The organism is Phycisphaeraceae bacterium (assembly GCA_019636795.1).
Taxonomy (GTDB): Bacteria; Planctomycetota; Phycisphaerae; order Phycisphaerales; family UBA1924; genus JAHBWW01.
The window spans coordinates 17,192-39,374 of record JAHBWW010000004.1 but is presented as its reverse complement, the minus strand read 5'-3'; the positions used below and the strand labels follow the sequence as shown (position 1 = coordinate 39,374).

Sequence of the window (22,183 nt, the reverse complement as noted above, 5' to 3'; positions counted from 1 at the left end):
TGGCGCTACGGCTCGGTCAGCAGTTCGAGGTAGGCGTGGTAGGCGTAGACCCGGTCGCGCTGCTTGCCGGTGGTCTCGCGGAGCACGCCGAGCTCTTCGAGCAGATCGATGGCCTTGCGCGCCGGTGGCGCGGTGATGCCCAGCAGTTCACTGGCCCGCGGAACAGTCAGGACCGGGTTCGAGGGCAGCAGATCGAGGAGCTGCACCACCGTGATGGTCGCTCGTTCGTGGCGAACGACACGGGCACGGTCGTGACCCATCAGCGTGTGGATGGCTTGCGCGATGCGCACGCCGTCATCGGCCGCATCCTTGACGCACTCGAGGAAGAACGCGGTCCAACCCTCCCAGTCGCCCTCGGTGCGCACGGCGGCGAGCCGCGCGTAGTACTCCGGCTGGCGGCGCTTGAACGCGACGCTCAGGTACAAGAGCGGCTGATCGAGCAGGCCCCAGTGCTCAACGAGCAGCGTGATCAGCATGCGGCCGATGCGGCCATTGCCATCGAGAAACGGGTGGATAGTCTCGAACTGCACATGCGCGAGCCCGGCCTTGACCAGCGGCGGCAGCGGATCGTCCGAATGGATCCACTTCTCGAGCGCGGCCAGCGCGGGCGCGACCTCCTCGTGGGGCGGCGGGACGAAGCGGGCGTTGCCGGGACGCGAACCGCCGATCCAGTTCTGGCTGCGGCGGATCTCGCCGGGGAGTTTGTCCTCGCCGCGGACACCCCGCATGAGCAGGCGATGCACATCGCAGAGGAGGCGCGTGCTGAGCGGCAGACCGGCGCGGTCGGCGATCGTGGCGCGGGCATGGTTGAGCGCGTCAACGTAATTGCAGACCTCCTCGACATCGTCGGGGCGGTCGGTGGTGCTGGTGGCCTCGAAGGTGGCGACATCGCGGAGCGTCGCCTGGGTGCCCTCGATCTGCGAGGACAGCACGGCCTCCTTGCGGACGAAGCCGTAGAGGAACCAGCCGGGGTCTGGCACCATCGCCCCCGCCACGCGGAGAAGACCGATGGCGGCGACGGCCTTGGCGTGCAGAGCTGCCAGGTCGCCCTCGATCACCAGCGGTGGATCCGATGGCGGCAGCGGGTGCGGCACGAACGCCTTCACGGTCTCGCCGTGGGTGGTGCGCGTTCGATATGTGCCGGTCTGGCGGGTCATGGCTATGAAACGCTCCGTTCCGAGGGCTCCATACTACGAATCGATCGTTTCTCAGTCAAGATCGGTAGAAAACGATCGTTTCTTTGTTCTGAGAGCCCCGCTTCGACGAGAAACCCCGGCCAAGGGCCGGGGAAGCGGGATCTGGCGGTCCGGAGCGGGTCAATCGGCGTCGGCTGGCTCCGGGCCCTTCTCCCTCAAGGCGTGGTACTCGGTCATCCCGTCGAGGTGGACATCGATGGTCGCGGGGAAGTTCTTCCGGCGCTCGGTGGTGACGATGCCGCGCTCGAGCAGGAACGCCAGGGCCGTCGCGGCCTGGGTGACCGGGATCTGCGCCGCGGCGGCGAGCGTCTCGACGGTGTCGCCCTCGCCGTGCTCATCGAAGCGCCAGCAGACGCGTTTGAATGCCCACATCGTGCATCGGTGCTCGTAGGGCGAGCCGACCCTGGGGACGACGCTGCGCACCAGGCTGCCGTCGGCATCGACGCGGAACGACTCGGTGCGCTCGGGCCGGGGCTCTTGGTCGGGCCGTTCCATTCAGCGCCCTCCCTTCGCATCCGCCGCGACGAAGAGGCCTCGGTCGGTCTTCTTGAAGCGGGCCGCGTCGCCCTTCTTGGAGATCTCCCGGATGATCGCGGCGTAGAGCGTGGCGTGCGGCGTCTTGCCGCTAGTCTTCCAGCCCGCCGCGATCGCACGCTCGGCGATGGCCTTGGCGGCCAGTGGCTCGCCCGCCTCGGCGAGGACCTTGGCGGCGAGGTCGAGGCCGCTCGGCTTGCGATCCGTCGCGGGCTTCTTCGGGCGCGGCTGCTTGGGGGCTTTGCCCTTCGCGTACGCCTCCAGGTTCGCGTCGTTGGCGATCTCCTTCGGGCTGGGCACCTCGTGGTCCTGCGGAGCGGCTTTGGCCTGTTGGGCCCGCTTGGTCTTGGCCGCGCCCTCGGCACGGGCGGCGCTGGCGGACATGCGGGGCGTCTTCTTGGCCGGGGTCTTCTTCGCAGCCGTCTTGCTGCTGGCTTTCTTGGGGGTCGTCTTCTTTGTGGTGGTCTTCTTCGTCATGTCGGTACTCCTTCGTGTTGCAAAAACAGCGAAGCCCGCGACGAGCGGGCTTCAGAGGGGTCGGATCTCAATGTCCCGGTTGCAGGCCGGGCATGTGGTTCGTGTTGGCGGGGCCGATTTGCGGCCCGCTTCGTACGCCCGTTCGAGCGCTTCCTTGACCGACCAGACCGAGAGGTCGTGGAAGTCGAGGCTGTCCATGTTGCGGGCATCGAGGGTTTCGAGGCCGAGGGCCTCGCGGGCGATGCGGTTGATGGCGGTGTCGCGTGCTTTGCTCATGGTCGTCTGCTCCTTCGGGGTGCGGTGCGTTCAGTTGGCGTCGGCGTCGTCCGCTTCGGCCAGGAAGTCCTCGATGCGCTCGCGCTCCATCCCGCTCATGCTCATCACCAGCTCGATCAGCCCCTCGCGGATGCGGCCGAGGTCGCCCGGGTAGCCCCAGTGCGTATCGGCGAGCGCGGCCCGCTTGGCGTGGGCGTCCAGTTCCATCTGCAGGACATCGATCAGGCGGGCGATGTCGCTGCGGCGCTTCGCGTAGGCCTGGCTGGCGGTCTCGTTCGTGGTCGTCTTGGCGTCGGTCATTGCGTGGTCTCCTTCGGGTGGTCTATGCCGCGGGCACTCGCTCCGCGTGTGACACATGAAGCCATGACATCCGGCCGAAGGGAAGGCGTTTTGGCCTGCATTTGCAGATGTTTTCGAGATTCTGGGGTGATGTGGGTGGCGATGTGGCGGCAAGGTCCGGGAGGTGCGCGATGACTCCCGAACACGCGCCTAGCGACGGCGGGCCGCAGCGCCTCAATCCGGCGGCGATGTCCCCGGCCGACGCGGCCCGGGTACTCACGCGCGTGGGCGGAAGCCCCGTCACCGAAGACATGCTCCGGGCGGACATCGATGCCGGCGCGCCGACCAACGCGGACGGAAGCATCAACCTCGTGCAGTACGCCGCGTGGCTTGTGCAGCAGATGAGCGCCGGGGGTGGCCGTGGCGAGTGACTCACCCAAGATCGACCCGCGCTCGCTCAAGCCGTCGGAGACGTGCCGGCTTCTGAACTCGACCCCGCTGGGCGAGGTGATCAACGAGCGGCAGCTGCACCGCCACCGCACGCGGGCGGGGTTTCGGATTGGAGACGGGAAGACCGTCGACCTGTTTCGATACACCGCCTGGCTGGTGGCGACGCGCCACGAGCCGAAGCCAGAGCCAGCGGAGGATGAACTATCGGGCTACGACGCGGTGCGCGAGCGGGCCCGCGAGAGGAACAAAGCCCTCTCGCTCTCGGGCCGGAACATCGGCGAGCTTCCGCCGGTCGGCAACCCCGAGCGCAAGCGACGCTGCACCCAGTCGTTCAAAGCCTTCTGCGACACCTACTTCCCCCAGACCTTCCACCTGCCGTGGTCGGACGATCACCTCAAGGTCATCGCCAAGCTGGAGACGGCGGTGCTCGAGGGCGGCCTGTTCGCGATGGCCATGCCGCGCGGCAGCGGGAAGACCACGCTCTGCGAGACCGCCTGCCTCTGGGCCATCCTGATCGGGGCCCGGCCGTTCGTGTGCCTGATCGGCTCGGACGAGGAGCACGCGGCCTCGATGCTGGAGAGCATCAAGAGCGAGCTGGAGAACAATGACCTGCTGGCCGACGACTTCCCGGAAGCGTGCTACCCGATCCGCAGCCTGGAAAGCATCCACCAGCGGGCTTCGGGTCAGCTCTACAAGGGCGAGCCGACGCACATCGGTTGGACCGCCAAGGAGATCGTCCTTCCCACCATCGAAGGATCCGCCGCGTCGGGTGCCATCATCGCCGTTGCGGGGATCACCGGGCGCATCCGCGGTATGAAGCGCAAGCGTCCGGACGGCCAGAGCGTCCGCCCGTCGCTCGTGCTCATCGACGATCCGCAGACCGACGAGTCGGCCCGGAGCCCCAGCCAGTGCGCAGCCCGGGAGCGCGTGCTCGCGGGGGCCATCCTCGGCCTCGCCGGGCCAGGCCAGAAGATCGCGGGGCTGATGACGGTCACGGTCGTGCGGCCCGACGACCTGGCCGACCGGCTGCTCGACCGCGACAAGCACCCCCAGTGGCAGGGCGAGCGGACGAAGATGGTCTACGCCTTCCCGGCCGACGAGGCGCTGTGGGCGAGGTACGCCGAGATCCGCGCCGAGGGCCTGCGGGCCGACCGGGGTCTCTCGCAGGCGACGGCGTTCTACAAGCGGAACCGCAGGAAGATGGACGCCGGCGCATCGATCGCCTGGCCAGCCCGGTTCAACCACGACGAGCTCAGCGCCGTCCAGCACGCGATGAACCTCAAGCTCCAGGACGAGGCCGCGTTCTGGGCCGAGTACCAGAACGAGCCGCTGCCCGAAGTCGCGGCCGACGACGACCTGCTCACGCCCGAGCAGATCGCGGCGAAGACCAACGGCATGCCCCGGGGTGTTGTGCCCATCGGCTGCACGCGTGCGACGGCGTTCATCGACGTGCAGGGCAAGCTGCTGTTCTGGCTCGTCGCGGGCTGGGAGGACGACTTCACCGGCTACGTGCTTGATTACGGGGCGTGGCCGGACCCGAAGCAGCAGTACTTCTCGCTGCGCGATGCTCGGCGGACGCTGCTGACCGAGTTCCCACGGGCGGGCCAGGAGGGCGCGATCTACGCGGGGCTCGAGGCCCTGACCGGCGACCTGCTCGGTAAAGCGTGGCGGCGCGACGATGGGACGGACCTGCGCATCGAGCGTTGCCTCATCGACGCGAACTGGGGCCAGTCGTCGGACGTGGTGTACCAGTTCTGCCGCCAGTCGCCCCACGCCGGGATCGTCATGCCCAGCCACGGACGGTACGTGGGCGCGAGCAGCATCCCGTTCAGCGACTACAAGCGTAAACGCGGCGAGCGGGTCGGGCTCAACTGGCGCGTGCCGCTGGTGAACGGCAAGCGGGCCGTGCGGCACGTGGTCTACGACACCAACTACTGGAAGAGCTTTGCTCACGCGCGGCTGGGCGTGCCCATGGGCGACCCGGGCTGCCTGCCGCTCTTCGGCCGCGAGGCCTCACGGCACCGCCTGCTGGCCGACCACCTGACCAGCGAGTACCGGGTGAAGACCGAGGGCCGCGGCCGGACGGTCGACGAGTGGAAGCTGCGGGTCGCGGGCCTCGACAACCACTGGCTGGACTGCCTGGTCGGCTCGGCGGTGGCGGCCTCATTGCAGGGGGCGGTGCTGTTCGGGACGGACCACAAAGTCGCGGTGAGGCCTCGTGTGCGGCTGTCGGCTCTGAGGAAGTCTCGCTCGTGATCAGCCCGCGGCAATCTCGGTGAAGCGATCGATCTCTATCGTGACTTGATTCTGACTGCAGAAACTCCGTCCAACGGGCATGGTTTCTGCAATCAGGATCAAGTCCGGGGGAGCGGATCCACTCACTCACTCCGCCGATCACGCCTCAGGCTTCGGATCGTCACCTCAAGTCCACCCTCCGGACTCCGTGTCAGGTGCTTGCTGAGAACGCCCGCTCGCCCGCTTGCGACGCTTCTGCTTCGACCGCAGGACCTCAAGCGGGCTGGGAACCGGCGTGGGCACCAGTTCGTTGAGATTGGCGAGCAAGCCGAGGACACGCAGCACACGAACCAGATTGGTGGTGTGGATCGATTCCCCGCCCTCCAACCGCTCGATCGTCCGTTTCGACATCCCCGCCTCGTCGGCAAGTTCGGCCTGGGTGGGGTTCTGCTCCAATCGGCCGGTCGATCGCACGCCGAGCGAGTTCAGAGCTGCGTTGTTCGTGATGTGGCATGCACCGAATCGCCGCTTCGATCCTCCAGACCTAGCTATGGTGCCCATTCTGAGCCATGCCGATCAAAGACGAGCGACAGCCCTGCAGGCTCGGTCTCGGCAATCGTCATTGTGCCGACGTCGATCCACGAGCCGCGATAGCGGACGAAACTTCTGTCAGGGGAAAGACCGATGCAGCTTCTCGGATCTTTGATTGGCGAGTTCGCCAGTAGTGCAAAGAGGAGTAGTGCCCGATCCCGATCGCTGCCCCTGCTGAAAAGCAGCGTTTCGTCGGGCATAGCAATACGTTCGCGACTTGCAAAGATCGACTCATTCCCCTCAATACTGCTGACGATCGCCAGTACGGAAGACAAGTCATTCACATCACGCCCAAGCTCCCGCGCCCGCGCCTCCCGCAGGGCGGCTCGCACATACGCCTGTGGGTGCGCGACTTTAAGGCTCCGGAACGCATACAAAGCGTACTCATAGATTGAGCCCGGTTTCTCCTGCGAGAGGTTTGCGACCTCGGCTTGATAACTCTCCGCCGTTTCGTGCTCCGCGGGGTCGGGAATCGGATCGTTGGGGTCTACGAAGCGGATGTGCTCAGGTGTCGGGTGCTTGAGGCGATTGGAAACAAAACCACCGATTTGTTGGTATATTTCCGTGACTCGTTCGCGGGGAATCTGCGATGTCTTCGAGGTGCAATGGCACATCCCCATCTCCGGATTGTAGAAGAACGTGGTATCGGTGCCTGAAGCGACGGTCTTGGCAAACTCTGAGAGATCGGACTGGTTGTTGATCCGTGTGCTGCTGAACCACTTGGTGTTGTTGAGTAGGTGCCCGTCGTCGATATCGAGGTACACAAACATGTGCGCGCGATTGCCGGTAATGATAATGCGATCGAGCGGAATCCTCCCCCAGACCGCCGCGGCCGCAGCCCACAACATCCCCAGACCAATGCATTTTCCAGAAGGCTTGCCCTGCGGATTGACTGTCGCCATCGCATTCATCACCTCCAGGGTCTCGTTCTTGAGCCGGGGGAAGAGGCCGTGGCGGTAATACGGCTGGTTCACGATCTGTCCGAATTGCGACTCGGGGTTCTCGGCGAGGAGCTTCCGGAACGTGGCGTCGTACTCGGCTCGAATGCTCGCCACGAAGCCTGGGGAGAAACGTCGCTCCTCCTCCTCAAAGTCCATCAACCCCCAAACATCGCCGCCAGGCTGCTCTGGCATGATAGTGAATGTGTAGTGGTGAAAAAATCGCTGAAGCGCGTCCAGCCGGCTTTTGGTGCTTCGGAGCTTGTGGTCCGGGGCATGCGCCCGCTTTTCTTCCCGCCATGCCCAGAGAGCCGGAGACATCAGGTTCGCAAGCAGAAAAGCTGGGACAAGCCTTTGCGCATCGGCATCAATCTCGAGCACCGTGAGACTCACCGCGGCAGAAAGCCGGTCCACCACGTCTTCGGAAGATGTAGCGTGTGACCGGTGCTTCATACTGTCGGCGTCGGGTGCATTCATGGAGGCGTCATTCTAGCTAGCGACTTCGATCTGTGGTGGCCTGCGGGTAGCCCGTTGGCATAGAGGCCGTACCAGCAAGATCAGCCTTTAGAATTGGCACGCGGTCATTGAGCGTGGCAACGGCATAGGTGACCCGAGAGGCCCCCGCGAGGTGCGGGGGCACGCGAGGTTGCCGTGCCGGATCCCAACCCCAATCTCGAACAGGCGATCGCCGACAACGCCGCCAGACCCGCCAAGGCCTCGGTGGACGGGCAGTCGGTCGAGCAGCACGCGATCCGCGACCAGATCGAGGCGGACCGCTACCTCGAGTCCAAGCGGGCCACGCGCCGGCGCGGGCTGGGGTTCCGGCTGTTCAAGATCGTGGCAGGCGGCACCGGCGGACGGGAGGGTGGATGCTGAAGCGTCTGCTCGCCCCGCTCTCGCGCCAGACCGACCCGGTCCGGGCCGCCACGGCGATCGTGCCTCAGCGGACACGGATGGTCCGGGCGCGGTTCGACTCGGCACAGACCACCGCCGACAACCGCCGCCACTGGGCCGCGGCCGACGGGCTCTCGCCCAACGCGGCCGTCAGCCCCGAGGTGCGCCGCATCCTGCGCAACCGCGCCCGCTACGAGGTAGCGAACAACTCCTACGCCAAGGGCATCGTCCTCACGCTGGCCAACGACACCATCGGCACCGGGCCGCGGCTGCAGATGCTCACGCCCGACGCCTCGGTCAATGCCCGCGTCGAGGAAGCGTTCGAGGCCTGGTCGGCGGCGATCGACCTGCCCGGCAAGCTCCGCAGCATGCGGATGGCCCGGGCCGAGAGCGGCGAGGCGTTCGGCCTTCTGATCTCCAGCCCCGGGCTCGACACACCCGTCAAGCTCGACCTGCGCCTGCTCGAACCTGATCAGGTCTGCACGCCGTGGTTCGGGCGCACGCCCACCGGTCAGGCAGTGACCGATGCCGACGGCATCGTCTTTGACGCCAGCGGGCTGCCGGTGGCGTACCACGTGCTGCGGCACCACCCCGGCGACGGGGCTTGGTATGCCGTTCGCGACCACGACACCTACCCGGCCGCCTCCGTGCTGCACTACTTCCGGCCCGACCGGCCGGGGCAATGGCGCGGCATCCCGGACATCACACCCGCACTTCCCCTCTTTGCACAACTCCGTCGCTACACGCTGGCGGTGATCGCCGCCGCCGAGACGGCCGCGGACTTCGCGGCGGTGCTCTACACCGATGCGCCCGCCAACGGTGAGGCCGACCCGCTCGAGCCGATGGACGAGGTCGAGCTCGAGAAGCGGATGGCCACCGTCCTGCCCGGCGGCTGGAAGCTCGGGCAGGTCCACGCCGAGCACCCCTCGACGACCTACGGCGAGTTCAAACGCGAGATCCTCAACGAGATCGCCCGCTGCCTGAACATGCCCTTCAACGTCGCGGCCGGGAACAGCTCGGGCTACAACTACGCCTCGGGCCGCCTGGACCACCAGACCTACTTCAAGAGCATCCGCGTCGAGCAGCACCGCCTCCAGCAGACGGTGCTGGACCGCTTGCTCCGCGCCTGGCTCGATGAGGCCGCGCTGGTCGAGGGGCTACTGCCGCAGGCGATGCGTGTGCGCGGCGCAGCCACACCGCACGTCTGGTTCTGGGATGGCGTTGAGCATGTCGACCCGGCCAAGGAAGCCAGCGCGCAGGCGACGCGCCTGGCCAACCACACCACAACGCTCGCGCACGAGTTCGCACGCCAGGGACGCGACTGGGAGGACGAGCTCCGCCAGCGGGCCAAGGAACTGGCCCTCATGCGCGAGCTCGGGCTGCCGGTCACCATCAAGACCGGCGGCACCGCGGGCGAAAGCGACGACACCAACCCCGACACCGACGAGACCGTCACCGACGAAGCCACCAAGGAGGCCGCGTAGCGATGTCACACCACCGCATGATCCAGGCGTCTGCTGCCCCCGCGCAGCCCACTGCCCTTGCCCAGCCGAACCCCGGTTCGCACCCCAAGACGCTCGCGCTCACGGCGCAGGCGGAGTTCGAGATCGAGGGCGCTGACACGGTCAGCGGCGACGGTGGCGCTGCCGCTCCCCTGCCGCGGTTCCGGATGATGGCCTACAGCGGCGGGCCCATGCGCGTCGCCGGCTGGCGGCACCCGGTCGTGATCGACCTGGCCGGACTGGCGATCCCCTCGCCGTCGCGGCCGATCCGGTTCGGGCACGACGCGACGGCGGGCGTCGGGCACACCGACCAGGTGATGGTCGAAGACGGTCGGCTGGTGGCCACCGGGATGATCTCCCGCGACACGCCCGCGGCCCGCGAGGTCGTGGTTTCAGCGCGCAACGGCTTCCCCTGGCAGGCATCCGTGGGCGCGAGCGTCGAGGCGTTCGAGTTCCTCCGCGAGAACCAGACCGCGACCGTCAACGGACGCGAGGTCGCCGGCCCCTTGAACATCGTGCGCAAGTCCACGCTCGGCGAGATCAGCTTCGTCGACCTCGGGGCCGACGGCTCGACCTCGGCGACCATCGCTGCGGGCGCTGCCGCCGGGGGCGATGCATCCGATCCCGTCCAGGGCGCGGGCAATCCTGCGCCCGAAGCGAACCAGCCCGCGATCACCGATCCGGTGCAGGCCATGCGGCAGCAGATCGCCGCCGAGAGCGAGCGGATCGCCGCCGTGCGACGGCTGTGCGCGGGCCAGCACCCCGAGATCGAGGCCCGCTCGATCCGCGAGGGCTGGGACGCGACCAAGACCGAACTGGAGGTCCTGCGGGCCAGCCGACCCAAGGCCCCTGCCATCCACGCCCCGGCCGCGCCGGCGGTCAACCAGCGGGTTCTCGAAGCCGCGTGCGTGCTCTCGGGCCGGTTGACCACTCCCGAGCGACACTGTGCGGAGCAGGATCTGGAAGCCGCGGCGCGGGCCTTCGGGCAGTCGATCGGGCTCCAGGAACTGTTGCTGCACGCCGCCTGGGCCAACGGCTACACCGGCCGGACGTTCCGCGACTGGCACGGCGTGATGGACGCCGCCTTCGGACGCCCCCCCGGCGGCATCGAGGCATCCAACAGCACGATCAGCATCGGCGGGATCCTCTCGAACGTCGCCAACAAGTTCCTGCTCGAAGGATTCTTCAGCGTCGAGCGCACCTGGCGGAACATCACCGCCGTGCGCAGCGTGACGGACTTCAAGGCCGTCACCAGCTACCGCCTGACGGGCAACGACCAGTACGAGCGCATCGCGCCCGGCGGCGAGATCAAGCACGGCACGCTGGGTGAGGAGACCTACACCAACCGGGCCGAGACCTATGGCCTGATGCTCTCGATCGACCGCACCGACATCATCAACGACGATCTGGGCGCGATCACCAGCGTGCCCCGCAAGCTCGGCGCTGGTTCGGGCAAGACGATCAACGACATCTTCTGGAAGACCTTCCTGGCGAACTCGGGCTTCTACACGGCGGGCAACAAGAACTACCTCGCTGGCGCGGACACCGCCCTGTCGATCGACGGGCTGACCAAGGCCGAGGTCGCCTTCATGGACCAGGTGGACTCTGACGGCAAGCCGCTGGGGGTGATGCCGCAGGTGCTGCTGGTGCCCACAGCGCTGTCGGCGCTGGGCAGCCAGCTCTTCAAGAGCATGGAACTGCGTGACAACACCTCGAGCGCCAAGTACCCGGTGACCAACCCGCACCAGGGCAAGTTCCGCGTCGAGGTCAGCCGCTACCTGGGCAACGCGGCCTACCCGGGCCACTCGAGCAAGGCCTGGTACATGCTCGCCTCCCCAGCGGATCTGCCGGTCATCGAGGTGGCGTTCCTCAACGGTCAAGAGGCCCCGACCATCGAGACCGCCGAGCAGAGCTTCAACCGGCTGGGGATCCAGATGCGCGGCTACCACGACTTCGGTGTGGCGCTGCAGGACCCGCGAGGCGGCGTGAAGAGCAAGGGTGAGGCATGAGCCAGATCGGCGGCGGCGGGTTCGACCCTGTCGACCCCGGTGACACAGGCAACGGCAACGGAGGCACAGCGATGGCAACCACATTCGTACAGCAGGGCGCGGCGATCGACTACACGCCGGGGGCGGACACGCCCGCGGGCACGGTCGTCGTGCAGGGCGATCTGGTCGGGGTCACCCGGGTGGATCTCAAGGCGGGCCAGCTCGGGGCGCTGGCGGCCGAGGGGGTCTTCGACTTCCCCAAGGCCACCGGCACCGGCAACGGCTTCACCGCCGGGCAGCTCGCCTACTGGGACAACACCAACGACGTGGCGACCAAGACCGCGACGGGGAACAAGCTCATCGGCAAGGCGGTGCGGGCCGCGGCGGAAGCCGACGCGACCGTCCGCATCCGGCTGTCCCAGTAACTGGCCGCATCGATCGGAGGATGAACCGTGGCGGACCTGCTCGAACAAGGCGCATCGTTTCTCGATACCCAGCGGCACGCGCACATGACGCGCCCGGTGGTGTACCAGCGGGGCGCTACGCAGGTCGGGATTCACGCCACCATCGGCCGCACAGAGTTCGAGCAGGCCGACGAGGCCGGGCTCATCCACCGGATCGAGTCACGGGACTTCCTGGTCCGCACGGCTGATTTGGATCTGGGCGATGGCCCTGCGCTCCCCAAGGCCGGCGACCGCGTCCGCGAAACCGTCGGGACACGTCTCTTCATCTATGAGGTCAACGCCCCTGGCGGTCAGCCGCCGTGGCGGTACAGCGACCCGTACCGCAGGGCGCTCCGCATCCACACCAAGCACATCGCCACCGAGGACCAGCCGTGACCAGTGTTCCCACGAACGGACATCCCGCCAGGCCTACGCCCCCGCCGAGCGCCGGGCACCGCTGGGCCGCGATCGCGCTGACCATCGGCATGGCGGCGCTCGCCGTCACCGTCCAGTGGGGTGTTGTGACCACCAAGCTCGACCACGTCGAGAGGCGGCTCGATGAGCTCATCGTCGAGGCCCGGTCGCTGCGGGCCGAGTACCAGGCGATCGAGCGCCGGGTGTCCTACCTCGAAGGCCGCTTCATCGGAGGCGCGAAGGGACCATGAGCACGATCAGCAACCTCGCCGACGCGGTGGCCGAACACATCAACGCGGGCACCTACGCCCAGCCGGTGTCGGCCGTCCGCACCTACCAGCCCGCGTTCACGCTCGAAGAGCTCGGCGAGCTGCGGGTGTCGGTCGTGCCGAGGACGACCACCGTGGCCGCCGCGAGCCGCGAGAGCAGCACGTTCGAGCATGTGCTCGATGTGGGCGTGCAGAAGAAGCTGCCGGCGGAAGACGATCGGGCCGCGATCGACGAGCTGCTTGAACTCACCGAGGCCATCGGCGACCGCCTGCGGCACACGCGGCTGGCGGACTTCCCGGAAGCGGCGTGGGCTGGCCTTGCGCACGAGCCGGTCGTCTCCAGCGAGAGCCTCGAGCAGCACCGCGTATTCACCAGTGTTCTGAGCGTCACCTACCGGGTGAGGAGGTAACCGATGGCAATCAAGCTCGGCATGGAGGCCAAGCTGCTCTACCTGGTCGGCGGCCAGGGTGGGGCCGGCTCGTGGACGGCGATGGACAACGTCCGGGACGTGACCCTCAGCCTCGAAGCGGGCGAGGCCGACGTGACCACCCGTGCCAACGCGGGCTGGCGCGCGACGGTCGCCACGCTCAAGGAGGCGAGCGTCGAGTGGGAGATGGTGTGGGACACCGCCGACGCGGGGTTCACCGCCATCAAGAACGCGTTCTTCAACAACGACCTGATCGGGCTGCAGATCCTCGACGAGGCCGACGGCCAGGGGCTGCAGGCCGACTTCTCGATCACGAACTTCAGCCGCAACGAGGCGCTCGAGGAGGCCATCACCGTCTCGGTAACGGCCAAGGTGACCTACTCGGACACGGCACCGAGCTGGATCGGCGGATAACGGATCGGAGGCAGCGATGCACACGTTCAAGGACAACCAGGGCCGCGAGTGGACCGTTGAGATCACTGTCGCGGCGATCAAACGCGTGCGCGGGCTCGCGGGCGTCGACCTCATGGAGGTGCTCGAAGGCTCAAACGGGCTCATCGAGAAGCTCGTGCGCGACCCCGTCCTGCTGTGCGACGTGATCTACGCCGCGTGCAAGCCGCAGGCGGACGAGCGCCAGATCACTGACGAGACGTTCGGCGCATCGATGGCCGGGGACGCGATCGAGCACGCGACGGCAGCGCTGCTGGAGGAACTGGTGGATTTCTGCCCGAGCCCGAGGGACCGGGCCAACCTCGGGCGGGTGCTCAAGGCCACACGCGACGTGATGGACAAGGCCCGGGACGTGGTGGAACGCCGGATCGACGAACTGATCGACGGCGGTGCGCTGGAGCGGGCGGTGCTCGAAGCGGTGCCTCCGACGGTCGAGGCGGCGGCTGGCGGCTCGTCTGGCAGTGCGCCGGCATCCTCGGCATCGATCCAGCCCCCCTGACGCTGCGCGAGCTGGTCGCGATGGCCGAGGCCCGGCAGCGCGACGAGTGGAGCCGAACGAGTTCCGTCATGGCGCTGGTGGCCAACACCCAGCGCAATCCCAAGAAGACCCGCCCGTTCCGGCCCGGCGACTTCGACCCGTTCGCCCGGGCCGCTGACAAGCGAACGCAGGTCATCCCGGCCCCCGTGTCGGTGCTCAAAGACGTGTTCATCAGGAACCAGAAGCAGCAAGGAGGCACACGTGAAGATTGATCCCAAGCATCTGGCCTTCGGCTTCGGCGTGGTGATGCTCTCGCTCGGGCTCGGCGCGTGCGCGGGCTTTGACCTGGGCGACGTCGTCAAGGTCAAGACGCCGAGTGGCATCCAGCAGACACGCGGCCTGCCGCGCACCACCACGCTCAACGAGGCCGAGGCCGAGTACCGGGCCTGGTTCGAGGACACCCAGCGGGTCGGGGCCCAGTGGAAGGCGTCGATCGAACGCGGCGGCGAGATCCGCGGACTCCTGGGGCAGATCACCCTCTCGGCCCTCGACGACTTCGGCCCCACGCTCGCGGGCGTGCCCATCGCGGGTCCGGCCCTGCCGGCGCTAACCGGCTTGGCGGGGCTGTTCATCGGTGCCGGGCGACTGCGCAAGGAGAAGGAGGCGTCGTTCAACAAGGGGCTGAAGGAGGGCCGCGTAGTGCCAAGCGGAGGATCGCCCGCGTGATCACCATGCGGATCAAGGACGTGTTCTTCGACCGGCCCGCGGTGAAACGGTCGGTGGACGCCGCCACGCGCCGCGTGCTGAGCAAGGGCGGCGCGTTCATCCGCACCGCCGCCCGGACCAGCATCCGCAAGCGCAAGGGCACGGCCCCGCCCGGCAAGCCACCGCACTCGCACGAAGGCTCGCTGCGGCGGCTGATCCTGTTCGGCTACGACCGCAGGTCCGACAGCGTGGTGGTCGGACCGGTGGGCTTCAAGAAGAGCGTTGCGCCGCGAGCGCTCGAGCATGGCGGCGCAACCGTCGTTGTCTCACGCCAGCGCGGTCGGCTGCAGAGCCGGAAGGTCAAGATCGCCGCCCGACCCTACATGGCCCCGGCGCTTGAGCGCGAGCGGCCGAAGCTGCCGGTGCTGTGGCGCAACAGCGTGCGGAGGGGGTCATGAGCGGTTCAATGATTCTCGAACGCGTTGTACGGCGTCTTCAAGGCCAAGGCTGCGTACATCTCAAGAAGCGCCTGCCGGACGGGATCGGCAACCTCGATACACCGCACATCCATCTGCGAAATGCGTTCCTTCGCTGCGACGAAGGCAGCAGAAAATACCGGGTCCTGCATCAGTTGCTTCCGAGATCCTTCCGGTTTGTAGGAGGCCTTCACTCGTCCGGTCGCCTCACGAGCCAGGCGGAACGCGAAGGCGGACTTGGTGTGCGCCGACGAGGCGTTCCCGTGATCTCGCATCCGCGATCGAAGTCGGTTCGATCGACCGACGTAGAGATGCGTTGGTCCCTCCGAGAGCAGGTACACCCCGCACGCGGGCATGCTCGCAGTGACTTGCGCAACTCGTGCGGGCGTCGCCGACAGCAACTGCTCCATGAGATCGGGCAGCGCATCGATGTGCTGCTTGAAGGTCGCATCCATGCGGCCAGTGTACGGGGGAGTCGGATCTGATGGCCGACACCCGAGGCATCCGAGCTGGACGTGCCTTCGTCGAGCTGGGCGTCAGCGACAAGCTGTCGGCCGGGCTGCGGCGCGCCCAGAAACAGCTCAAAGCGTTTGGGGACGGGCTCCGCAGCGTCGGCACCAGGCTGACGGCGATCGGGGCTGGCGCGGTCGCCTCGCTGCTGAGCACGGTCAAGGTGTTCACGGCCATGGGCGACACGCTCGACAAGATGAGCAAGCGCACCGGCGTGAGCGTCGAATCGCTCAGCGAGCTCGGCTTCGCGGCCGAGCAGTCGGGTGCAGACCTGGCGACCTTCGAGAAGGGCGTGCGGTCCATGCAGCGGTCGATCAACGACCTTGGACGCGGGCTTTCCACACAGACTGACGCGTTCGCGGCGCTTGGGCTGACGATGGCCGACCTCGACGGGCTCTCCCCTGAGGCCCAGTTCAAGCTCATCGCCGAGCGGCTCAGCCAGATTGAAGATCCCAGCCGACGCGCCGCGATCGCGATGCAGATCTTCGGCCGTGCGGGCTCGCAACTCCTGCCGCTCATGGAGGGCGGGGTCGCGGGTATCGAGGAACTTCAGGAGCAGGCCCGTCGGCTGGGACTGACCGTCTCGACACAGACCGCCAAGGACGCCGCGGAGCTCAACGACACGCTCAACATCCTCTGGCGGGTCATCAAGCAGGGCGTGTTCGTCATCGGCTCGGCGCTCGCGCCGGTGCTCAAGGACCTGGCCGAGCGCATCACCCGGGTCATCGTCGGCGCATCGGACTGGATCCGCCAGAACCGGGCCGTGGTCGTCTCGGCGCTCAAGATCGCCGCCGCGGTGGCGTTGGCGGGCCTGGTCCTGATCGGGCTGGGCGTGCTGGTGGCGGGTGTCGCGGCGATCTTCGGCCTGCTTGCGAGCATCATCACCGGCGTCGGCACAGCGCTGGGCATCGTCGGCGCGGCCCTGGGCGCGCTGCTCTCGCCCATCGGGCTGGTGGTGGCGGCGGTCGTCGGGCTCGGCGGCACGCTGCTGGTCACCTCAGGCAAGGGCGGCGAGGCGCTCGCTTGGCTCATGGAGCAGTTCACGCGCCTGCGCGACTGGGTGTCCAAGGTCACCCGCGGCATCTCCGACGCTCTCGCCGCCGGCGACATCGCGCTCGCGGCCGAGATCCTCTGGCTGTCGCTGAAGGTCATCTGGCAGAAGGGTGTGGCGGCGTTGAACTCCGCGTGGCTCGAGGCGCGTCGGTTCTTCGTCTCGACCGCCCAATCGATGTGGTACGGCGCGCTCGCAGCCGCTCAGATCGTGCTGCACGCGCTCGAGGTCGGCTGGATCGAGACGACGGCGTTTCTCTCCAAGACATGGTCACGCTTCACGGGCGGGTTCCAGAAGGCATGGGAGTCGGCCTCGTCGTTCGTCGCCAAGCGGATGCTGGAGATCCAGGGGCTGTTCGACGATGGGCTGGACGTCGAAGCGGCCAAGAAGGCTGTGGACGAGCAGCTCGAGCAGCGGCTGGGCGAGATCGACGACCGCACCCGCGCGGCCCTGGCCGATCGCGAGGCCCGGCGATCGTCCGAGCGCGACCGATCCAGCGAGCTCAACGACACCACGCTGTCGGAGATCGGCAAGCAGTACGAGGAGGCCCAGAAGGCGCTCGATGCCCAGACCGATGAGCGGGTCACCGATGCGCAGCGCGAGCTCGAAGCCGCCCGCAAGCGCCTCGACGACGCCATCGAAGAGGCCCGCAAGCGTCGCGAGGAAGCCGAGGCCGAGCCCGACAGCCGCCCGCGCAACCTGCTGGCCGAGTTCGAAGACCGCCTGCGCGGCATCGGCGACCTCGTGGCCGAGGGTATCTCGGTGCGCGGCACCTTCAACGCCAGCGCCGTGCAGGGGCTGGCCTCCGACGACGCCGTCGCCGAGCGGACGGCCAAGGCTACCGAGCAGACCGCCAAGCACACCCGCCAACTCGCCGACGCCGCCATGAGTGGCGGCCTGACTTTCGCATGAACAGGACCTTCGCGTAGGAGCAACACCCCGTGCCGATCACTGTGACGGAGAAGTTCGAGAGCCGCCGGTCCACGAAGGGAGACAACCCTTCGGCGGGGCTCGTCTACACCGTGCGCGGCACCAACGACGACCTCGCGGCCCGGTCCGCCGCCGAGGCCGAGAGCCCGTCCACCTACGACGGCCTGCCCCGGCAGACGGTGTCGGTCGAGCCGGTGGGCTTCGAGCTGTGGGAAGCGACGGCCCGGTACGCGCAGGCCCAGGGCGGCGGGTTCCCGCAGACCGGCGAGAGCGTCTTCAGCTTCGACACCGGCGGCGGCACCCAGCACATCACCCAGAGCAAGCAGACGATCAGCAGCCACGCGGCATCGGGGACGACCGCGCCCGACTTCAAGGGCGCGATCGGCGTGACGGGTGACGGCGTCGAGGGCGTGGACATCACCGTCCCGGTCTACCAGTTCTCCGAGACGCACTACCTGCCGGCCAGTCAGGTCACGCAGGCGTACAAAGGCACGCTGTTCAACCTCACCGGCAAGGTCAACAACGGCTCGTGGAAGGGCTTTGCGCCCGGCGAGGTGCTGTTCCTGGGCGCGTCCGGCTCGCGTCGCGGCACAGGCGTGGACTCCGACTGGGAGATCACCTTCCGCTTCGCGGCGAGTCCCAACGCCTCGGGGATCGCGGTCGGGTCGATCAGCGGGATCAGCAAGAAGGGCTGGGAGTACCTCTGGGTCCGCTACGCCGACGCGGAGGATGCGGGCTCGCAGGCGATCGTGAAGCGCCCGGTCGCGGCGTACGTCGAGCGGGTGTACGACCAGGGCAACTTCTCGGCGCTGGGGATCTGATGCATGGCTGACGCCTTCCGCAAAGTCCGATCCGGTCAACCGCTGGTGATCCCCGCTCGGGCGTACAACGCCTTCGTCGATGCGGCCGTGGCCGAGCGCCGGCGCGAACAGACCCGGGGCGGCGGGCCTCTGGCCGACACCATGCCGCGCGGACTGGTACTCGTGCGCAACGACTCGGACCAGACGATCGAGCCGTACGACGTGCTCGCGATCTCGGGCGTGCTGGTCGAGCCGGGTGAGAACGATCAGGAGCGGACGTTCCATAGCCGCACGCCGCTGACCGGCGTGGTCGCGACCGAGGGCTCGAGCCCGATGGCGTTCGTGCTGGCAACCCAGCCGATCAAGGCGGGCGAACTTGGGCGGTGCGTGCTCACCGGCGTGACACCCGCGCGGGTGTTCGTCAACAACGAGCTCGACACCACCTGCGACCTCGCGCCCGACGAGACCGTGCTCACCAGCACGCCCATGGGCGGCGTCCCGATCCTGTGGAAGGAAGTGGGCGTCGGCGAGAAGTGGGCAGTGATCGAGATGGGCCGGCCGTCGTCGGGACGCGTGACCGCGATCCTCGGCACGGCCCAGCCGATCCCCAGCGAGCACAACCGCTGGCGCTACCCTTGGCAGGAGGCCCGCCTCGACGGCGACCCCGGCAGCGAGACCTACCTCCGCTACGTGGCGCTGCCCGACGGCCTGTCGTCGCAGTTGCCCAGTGGCGGTGAAGACCCCACGCTACTGGCGATCAACCGCTTCGAAGCGCACCACATGAACACGACCCAGCCGGGCTCGGGCTTCGAAGGACTGCTGGGACTTGGCCCCGTGTGCGACCTGCCCGGCGTGCTGCCCAAGTGTCCTCCCGCGCGGTCGCTTCGGCCCAAGCTCGTCCCCATCCCCGAGGGCGTGTGCGTGCAGCTCACCTGCGAGCGCAACAGCAAGGGGCGGCCCGTCTGGGTCTTCGAAGCGATGACGCTGATGGAACTGGCCGATCCCGCCGACGGCGACCGCAAGTTCAACCTCTTCGTGGAGGGCGGGGCATGAGCACGACCGCGAACAACCTCGACACGCGCCGTGACCACGAGCGGGCCAAGTACCTCGATCTGGCCGCGCGGCCGGGCTCGGCGTACGGCTCGACGAATCACGGCCGCCAGGCGGTCCCGATCGTGCGTGCGTGGAAGCCTCGCTTCGTCGTCGACTTCGGCTGCGGCCGCAACGACTTCATCCGGCACCTGCGCCGGCTGGGCATCGACGGGCTGGGCGTGGACTTCGCGTTCGACGACGCTGATGTCGTCAAGCCCATGCACGCGACTGGGCTCGTGGAAGGCGTGGCCGACGTGGTCACCTGCTTCGACGCGCTCGAGCACCTGTTGCCCGAGGACGTGAACCCAGTGCTGGCCGAGATGCGCCGCGTCGCCCGGCCGCGCGGGTGGTTCTGCGTCTCGGTGTGCACGCGTCCCAGCCGCATCACCGCCCTGGGCGAGAACCTGCACCCGACCGTGCGGCCCATGAACTGGTGGCTCGACCGCATCGGGCGCGTGGGCGCGGTGACCGATCGCCGGGCGGGCAGTCGCTACATCATCGGGAGGTTCACCCGCTGATGCGCGAGAACCAGTCGGACATCGCGGCGCTCCAACACGGGCTCAAATCACGCCGGCCCGCCCGGGACGGGCTGCGCTTGTATACCGCCGACTTCGACTCGGTGTCGCTCGCGCGGTTCTACCGCGGCCGCTCGGCGTTCCTGATCCTCTCTGGCCCGTCGCTCAACCAGGTCGATCTCTCGCTGCTCAATCGGCGCGGCATCGTCACCATGGGCGTGAACAACTCGTGGACAATCCACCGGCCGACGCTGTGGACCTGCGTGGACGACCCGGGCCGGTTCATCGACACCGGCTGGAAGGATCCGGGCATCCTCAAGATCGTTCCGACGTGCATGTGGTCCAAGCGGCTGCGCATCCAGAACCCGGACGGGACCATGCGCGACAGCGCCTTCAAGGTCCATCAGATGCCCTCGCTGCTGTTCTTTCGCCGGGCCGACCACTTCGACCACGAGCGGTTCCTGACCGGTGACTCGATCCCCTGGGGCAACGACGGCAAGACTGCTGATTCGCTCGGGATCGTCGGCAAACGGAGCGTGATGCTGGTGGCCCTGCGCCTGCTGCACTACCTGGGGTTCGGGACGGTGTACCTGCTCGGCTGCGACTTCAAGATGGCCCCGGACCGGCGCTACGCCTTCGACGAGCACCGTTCCAAGGACGCCATCCGACACAACAACGTGCTCTACGACTCGCTGGCCCGGCGCTTCGAGGCCCTGCGGCCACACTTCGACCAGCACAAGTTCCGCGTGGTCAACTGCTCGCCGGGCAGCGAGTTGCGGGCGTTCGAGACGATGACCTACGAGGACGCGGTGGCGGCTGCGAGCGCCGAATGCGCGAAGCGCGTCAGTTCGCAGGGCTGGTACGAGCCGAATCCCTCGCCCGAGAAGACACCCGCGAAGGAGGCCGCCCGATGAGCGACGGCCCGACGCGCTACTACCTCTACATCCCCGTCTGGGCGACGGGCACGCCGCCCCAGGGCGGCGGGTCGAGCCAGTACTCGTCGGGCTCTGGCTCCGCGCCCAGCGAGACGCCGTCGTCATCGCCGTCGATGCCGTCGAGCGAGCCGTCGAGTTACTCGACGACCGGCGACGTGATCTACACCACCGGGCCAGGCGGTACGCCCACGCTGACGACCTACACGACGGATGCGTTCACTAGCAACAGCGGCACCACGCCGTCGGGCAGCGGCACGCCGACCGAGACCGCTTCCAGCCAACCGACCGAGTCGAGCGGCAGCGCGAGTTCGTCGGGCGGCAGTTCCGGCTTGAGCAGCGGGCAGTCGTCGGGCGGTTCGTCCGGGGGCTCCTCGGGTGGCTCATCTGGTGGTGGGTCGAGCGGCGGCGGCTCCAGCGGGGGCGGATCTTCGGGCGGCGGGGGTTCCTCCGGCGGTGGCGGCTCGTCCGGAGGCGGCGGGTCGTCGGGCGGAGGCGGATCCTCTGGCGGCGGTGGCTCCAGTGGCGGAGGCGGTTCGTCCGGGGGCGGTGGGTCGTCGGGTGGTGGTGGCTCCTCCGGGGGCGGGTCGAGCGGCAACTGCCTGCTCTTCGGCACCCTCGTCCGTCTGGCCGACGGCCGCGTGACGCCCATCGAGAACCTCAAGCCCGGCGATCTGGTCGCCTCCGTCCGCGTCCCCAGCCTCGAGGTCGATGTGCCCTACCGCGCCCAGTACAACTGGCTCTCGCACCACGGCCTGCACGGTGCCGAACGCACGGAGGCCCGCGTCGCCAGCGTGACCCTGGGCGAGCACCAGGGCTTCGTGGTCATCAACCGCCGCATCAAGGCCACGCCCGAGCACCCGATCCTCATCCGCCGAGGCGATGAGTGGGGCTTCGCATCCGCCGAGTTCGTCCAGCCGGGCGACCGCCTTGTCGACGAACAGTTCAATGAGGAGCCGGTCGAACGGGTCGATCGGGTGGAAGCGCCCACGAGGACCGTGGCCATCCACATCCCGGGCACCAACACCCTGCTTGCTGAGGGTGTCTGGGTCCACAACGACCTGCCCGCCACCGCCGCCTCCTCTGGCTCGGGCAGCGGCATCTCGGCGTCCGCATCCGGCTCCGGATCGGGCTCCAGCAGTGGCTCGGCCTCATCTGGGAAGTCGAGCGGGTCCTCGTCCTTCTCGTCGTCGGGCTCGTCCAGTGGCTCGGCCAGCGCCTCCGCCTCCAGCAGCGGCCCGGGCTTCTCCGCAACCGCGAGCAGTCAGAGCGGCGCTCTGACCGAGGCAAGTCAGATCACCAACTCAGCGAAGAAGTAGAAGCACGGGCA

28 protein-coding genes are annotated in these 22,183 nt (G+C 68.0%); 20 read left to right on the top strand and 8 right to left on the bottom strand.

All coding sequences use genetic code 11. The annotated features are described in order from the left end of the window. Nucleotides 1-5 precede the first annotated feature (5 nt). The 5 genes from KF757_09270 to KF757_09250 form a co-directional block, all read right to left on the bottom strand. Entirely contained in the window at nt 6-1,157 is a 1,152-nt protein-coding gene (locus KF757_09270) for a Fic family protein (protein ID MBX3323165.1), read from the bottom strand. A 159-nt stretch (nt 1,158-1,316) separates the two neighbouring features. Beyond that, nucleotides 1,317-1,691: a hypothetical protein gene (locus KF757_09265; GenBank protein MBX3323164.1), complete on the bottom strand. Its 375-nt coding sequence runs from the start codon at nt 1,689-1,691 to the stop codon at nt 1,317-1,319. After that, complete coding sequence (locus KF757_09260; GenBank protein MBX3323163.1) at nt 1,692-2,207, bottom strand: winged helix-turn-helix domain-containing protein; 516 nt, start codon at nt 2,205-2,207, stop codon at nt 1,692-1,694. Between the two features lie 51 nt (nt 2,208-2,258). Next, nucleotides 2,259-2,483 (bottom strand): hypothetical protein, encoded by a 225-nt coding sequence (locus KF757_09255; GenBank protein ID MBX3323162.1) that lies wholly within the window; start codon nt 2,481-2,483, stop codon nt 2,259-2,261. A gap of 30 nt (nt 2,484-2,513) precedes the next feature. Then, the gene (locus tag KF757_09250) at nt 2,514-2,783 is read right to left on the bottom strand and encodes a hypothetical protein (protein MBX3323161.1); all 270 of its coding nucleotides are present in this window, start codon (nt 2,781-2,783) and stop codon (nt 2,514-2,516) included. Nucleotides 2,784-2,890: 107 nt separating this feature from the next. On the opposite strand from KF757_09250, the gene KF757_09245 reads away from it, so the two are divergent. After that, nucleotides 2,891-3,193: a hypothetical protein gene (locus tag KF757_09245; protein ID MBX3323160.1), complete on the top strand. Its 303-nt coding sequence runs from the start codon at nt 2,891-2,893 to the stop codon at nt 3,191-3,193. Further along, nucleotides 3,177-5,468: a phage terminase large subunit family protein gene (locus tag KF757_09240; protein MBX3323159.1), complete on the top strand. Its 2,292-nt coding sequence runs from the start codon at nt 3,177-3,179 to the stop codon at nt 5,466-5,468. Before KF757_09245 ends, KF757_09240 begins: the two co-directional genes overlap by 17 nt. Nucleotides 5,469-5,633: 165 nt before the next feature. Here the strand turns inward: KF757_09240 and KF757_09235 are convergent, their stop codons facing one another. After that, a complete protein-coding gene (locus KF757_09235) occupies nt 5,634-6,008 on the bottom strand; it encodes a helix-turn-helix domain-containing protein (GenBank protein MBX3323158.1) in 375 nt (124 codons plus the stop codon). Further along, a complete protein-coding gene (locus KF757_09230) occupies nt 5,996-7,453 on the bottom strand; it encodes a hypothetical protein (protein MBX3323157.1) in 1,458 nt (485 codons plus the stop codon). Before KF757_09230 ends, KF757_09235 begins: the two co-directional genes overlap by 13 nt. Nucleotides 7,454-7,627: 174 nt before the next feature. Between KF757_09230 and KF757_09225 the strand changes: the two genes are divergently transcribed. The 12 genes from KF757_09225 to KF757_09170 all read left to right on the top strand — a co-directional run bounded on the left by KF757_09225 (nt 7,628) and on the right by KF757_09170 (nt 15,005). Further along, nucleotides 7,628-7,852, top strand: a complete 225-nt coding sequence (locus tag KF757_09225; protein ID MBX3323156.1) for a hypothetical protein — start codon at nt 7,628-7,630, stop codon at nt 7,850-7,852. Then, a complete protein-coding gene (locus tag KF757_09220; GenBank protein ID MBX3323155.1) occupies nt 7,846-9,354 on the top strand; it encodes a phage portal protein in 1,509 nt (502 codons plus the stop codon). Before KF757_09225 ends, KF757_09220 begins: the two co-directional genes overlap by 7 nt. Nucleotides 9,355-9,356: 2 nt before the next feature. Next, nucleotides 9,357-11,381: a Mu-like prophage major head subunit gpT family protein gene (locus KF757_09215; protein ID MBX3323154.1), complete on the top strand. Its 2,025-nt coding sequence runs from the start codon at nt 9,357-9,359 to the stop codon at nt 11,379-11,381. Further along, the gene (locus KF757_09210) at nt 11,378-11,785 is read left to right on the top strand and encodes a DUF2190 family protein (GenBank protein ID MBX3323153.1); all 408 of its coding nucleotides are present in this window, start codon (nt 11,378-11,380) and stop codon (nt 11,783-11,785) included. The genes KF757_09215 and KF757_09210 overlap by 4 nt, the downstream gene beginning before the upstream one ends. Before the next feature lie 27 nt (nt 11,786-11,812). Further along, nucleotides 11,813-12,199, top strand: coding sequence for a hypothetical protein (locus KF757_09205; GenBank protein MBX3323152.1), 387 nt, complete (start codon nt 11,813-11,815; stop codon nt 12,197-12,199). After that, complete coding sequence (locus tag KF757_09200) at nt 12,196-12,468, top strand: hypothetical protein (protein MBX3323151.1); 273 nt, start codon at nt 12,196-12,198, stop codon at nt 12,466-12,468. The genes KF757_09205 and KF757_09200 overlap by 4 nt, the downstream gene beginning before the upstream one ends. Next, nucleotides 12,465-12,896, top strand: a complete 432-nt coding sequence (locus KF757_09195; protein ID MBX3323150.1) for a hypothetical protein — start codon at nt 12,465-12,467, stop codon at nt 12,894-12,896. The genes KF757_09200 and KF757_09195 overlap by 4 nt, the downstream gene beginning before the upstream one ends. A 3-nt stretch (nt 12,897-12,899) precedes the next feature. Beyond that, nucleotides 12,900-13,328, top strand: coding sequence for a hypothetical protein (locus KF757_09190; protein ID MBX3323149.1), 429 nt, complete (start codon nt 12,900-12,902; stop codon nt 13,326-13,328). Between the two features lie 16 nt (nt 13,329-13,344). Next, nucleotides 13,345-13,863 carry a hypothetical protein gene (locus KF757_09185; protein ID MBX3323148.1) on the top strand — a complete coding sequence of 173 codons (519 nt, stop codon included), beginning with the start codon at nt 13,345-13,347 and terminating at the stop codon, nt 13,861-13,863. A gap of 68 nt (nt 13,864-13,931) precedes the next feature. After that, nucleotides 13,932-14,114 (top strand): hypothetical protein, encoded by a 183-nt coding sequence (locus tag KF757_09180; GenBank protein MBX3323147.1) that lies wholly within the window; start codon nt 13,932-13,934, stop codon nt 14,112-14,114. Then, nucleotides 14,104-14,568, top strand: a complete 465-nt coding sequence (locus tag KF757_09175; protein ID MBX3323146.1) for a hypothetical protein — start codon at nt 14,104-14,106, stop codon at nt 14,566-14,568. Before KF757_09180 ends, KF757_09175 begins: the two co-directional genes overlap by 11 nt. After that, a complete protein-coding gene (locus KF757_09170) occupies nt 14,565-15,005 on the top strand; it encodes a hypothetical protein (GenBank protein MBX3323145.1) in 441 nt (146 codons plus the stop codon). Before KF757_09175 ends, KF757_09170 begins: the two co-directional genes overlap by 4 nt. A gap of 5 nt (nt 15,006-15,010) precedes the next feature. On the opposite strand, the gene KF757_09165 is transcribed toward KF757_09170, so the two are convergent. After that, entirely contained in the window at nt 15,011-15,478 is a 468-nt protein-coding gene (locus tag KF757_09165) for a hypothetical protein (GenBank protein ID MBX3323144.1), read from the bottom strand. A gap of 29 nt (nt 15,479-15,507) precedes the next feature. Between KF757_09165 and KF757_09160 the strand changes: the two genes are divergently transcribed. Genes KF757_09160 through KF757_09135 form a run of 6 tightly spaced genes read left to right on the top strand, consistent with a single transcriptional unit; the run spans nt 15,508 to nt 22,172 of the window. Beyond that, nucleotides 15,508-17,496, top strand: coding sequence for a hypothetical protein (locus tag KF757_09160; GenBank protein MBX3323143.1), 1,989 nt, complete (start codon nt 15,508-15,510; stop codon nt 17,494-17,496). Nucleotides 17,497-17,525: 29 nt separating this feature from the next. Further along, on the top strand, nt 17,526-18,335 hold the full coding sequence (locus tag KF757_09155) for a hypothetical protein (protein ID MBX3323142.1): 810 nt from the start codon (nt 17,526-17,528) through the stop codon (nt 18,333-18,335). A gap of 3 nt (nt 18,336-18,338) precedes the next feature. Then, nucleotides 18,339-19,367, top strand: coding sequence for a hypothetical protein (locus KF757_09150; GenBank protein MBX3323141.1), 1,029 nt, complete (start codon nt 18,339-18,341; stop codon nt 19,365-19,367). After that, nucleotides 19,364-19,924 (top strand): methyltransferase domain-containing protein, encoded by a 561-nt coding sequence (locus KF757_09145; protein MBX3323140.1) that lies wholly within the window; start codon nt 19,364-19,366, stop codon nt 19,922-19,924. The genes KF757_09150 and KF757_09145 overlap by 4 nt, the downstream gene beginning before the upstream one ends. Continuing rightward, on the top strand, nt 19,924-20,835 hold the full coding sequence (locus KF757_09140; GenBank protein MBX3323139.1) for a hypothetical protein: 912 nt from the start codon (nt 19,924-19,926) through the stop codon (nt 20,833-20,835). The genes KF757_09145 and KF757_09140 overlap by 1 nt, the downstream gene beginning before the upstream one ends. Beyond that, nucleotides 20,832-22,172, top strand: a complete 1,341-nt coding sequence (locus KF757_09135; protein ID MBX3323138.1) for a hypothetical protein — start codon at nt 20,832-20,834, stop codon at nt 22,170-22,172. The genes KF757_09140 and KF757_09135 overlap by 4 nt, the downstream gene beginning before the upstream one ends. Nucleotides 22,173-22,183 lie beyond the last annotated feature (11 nt).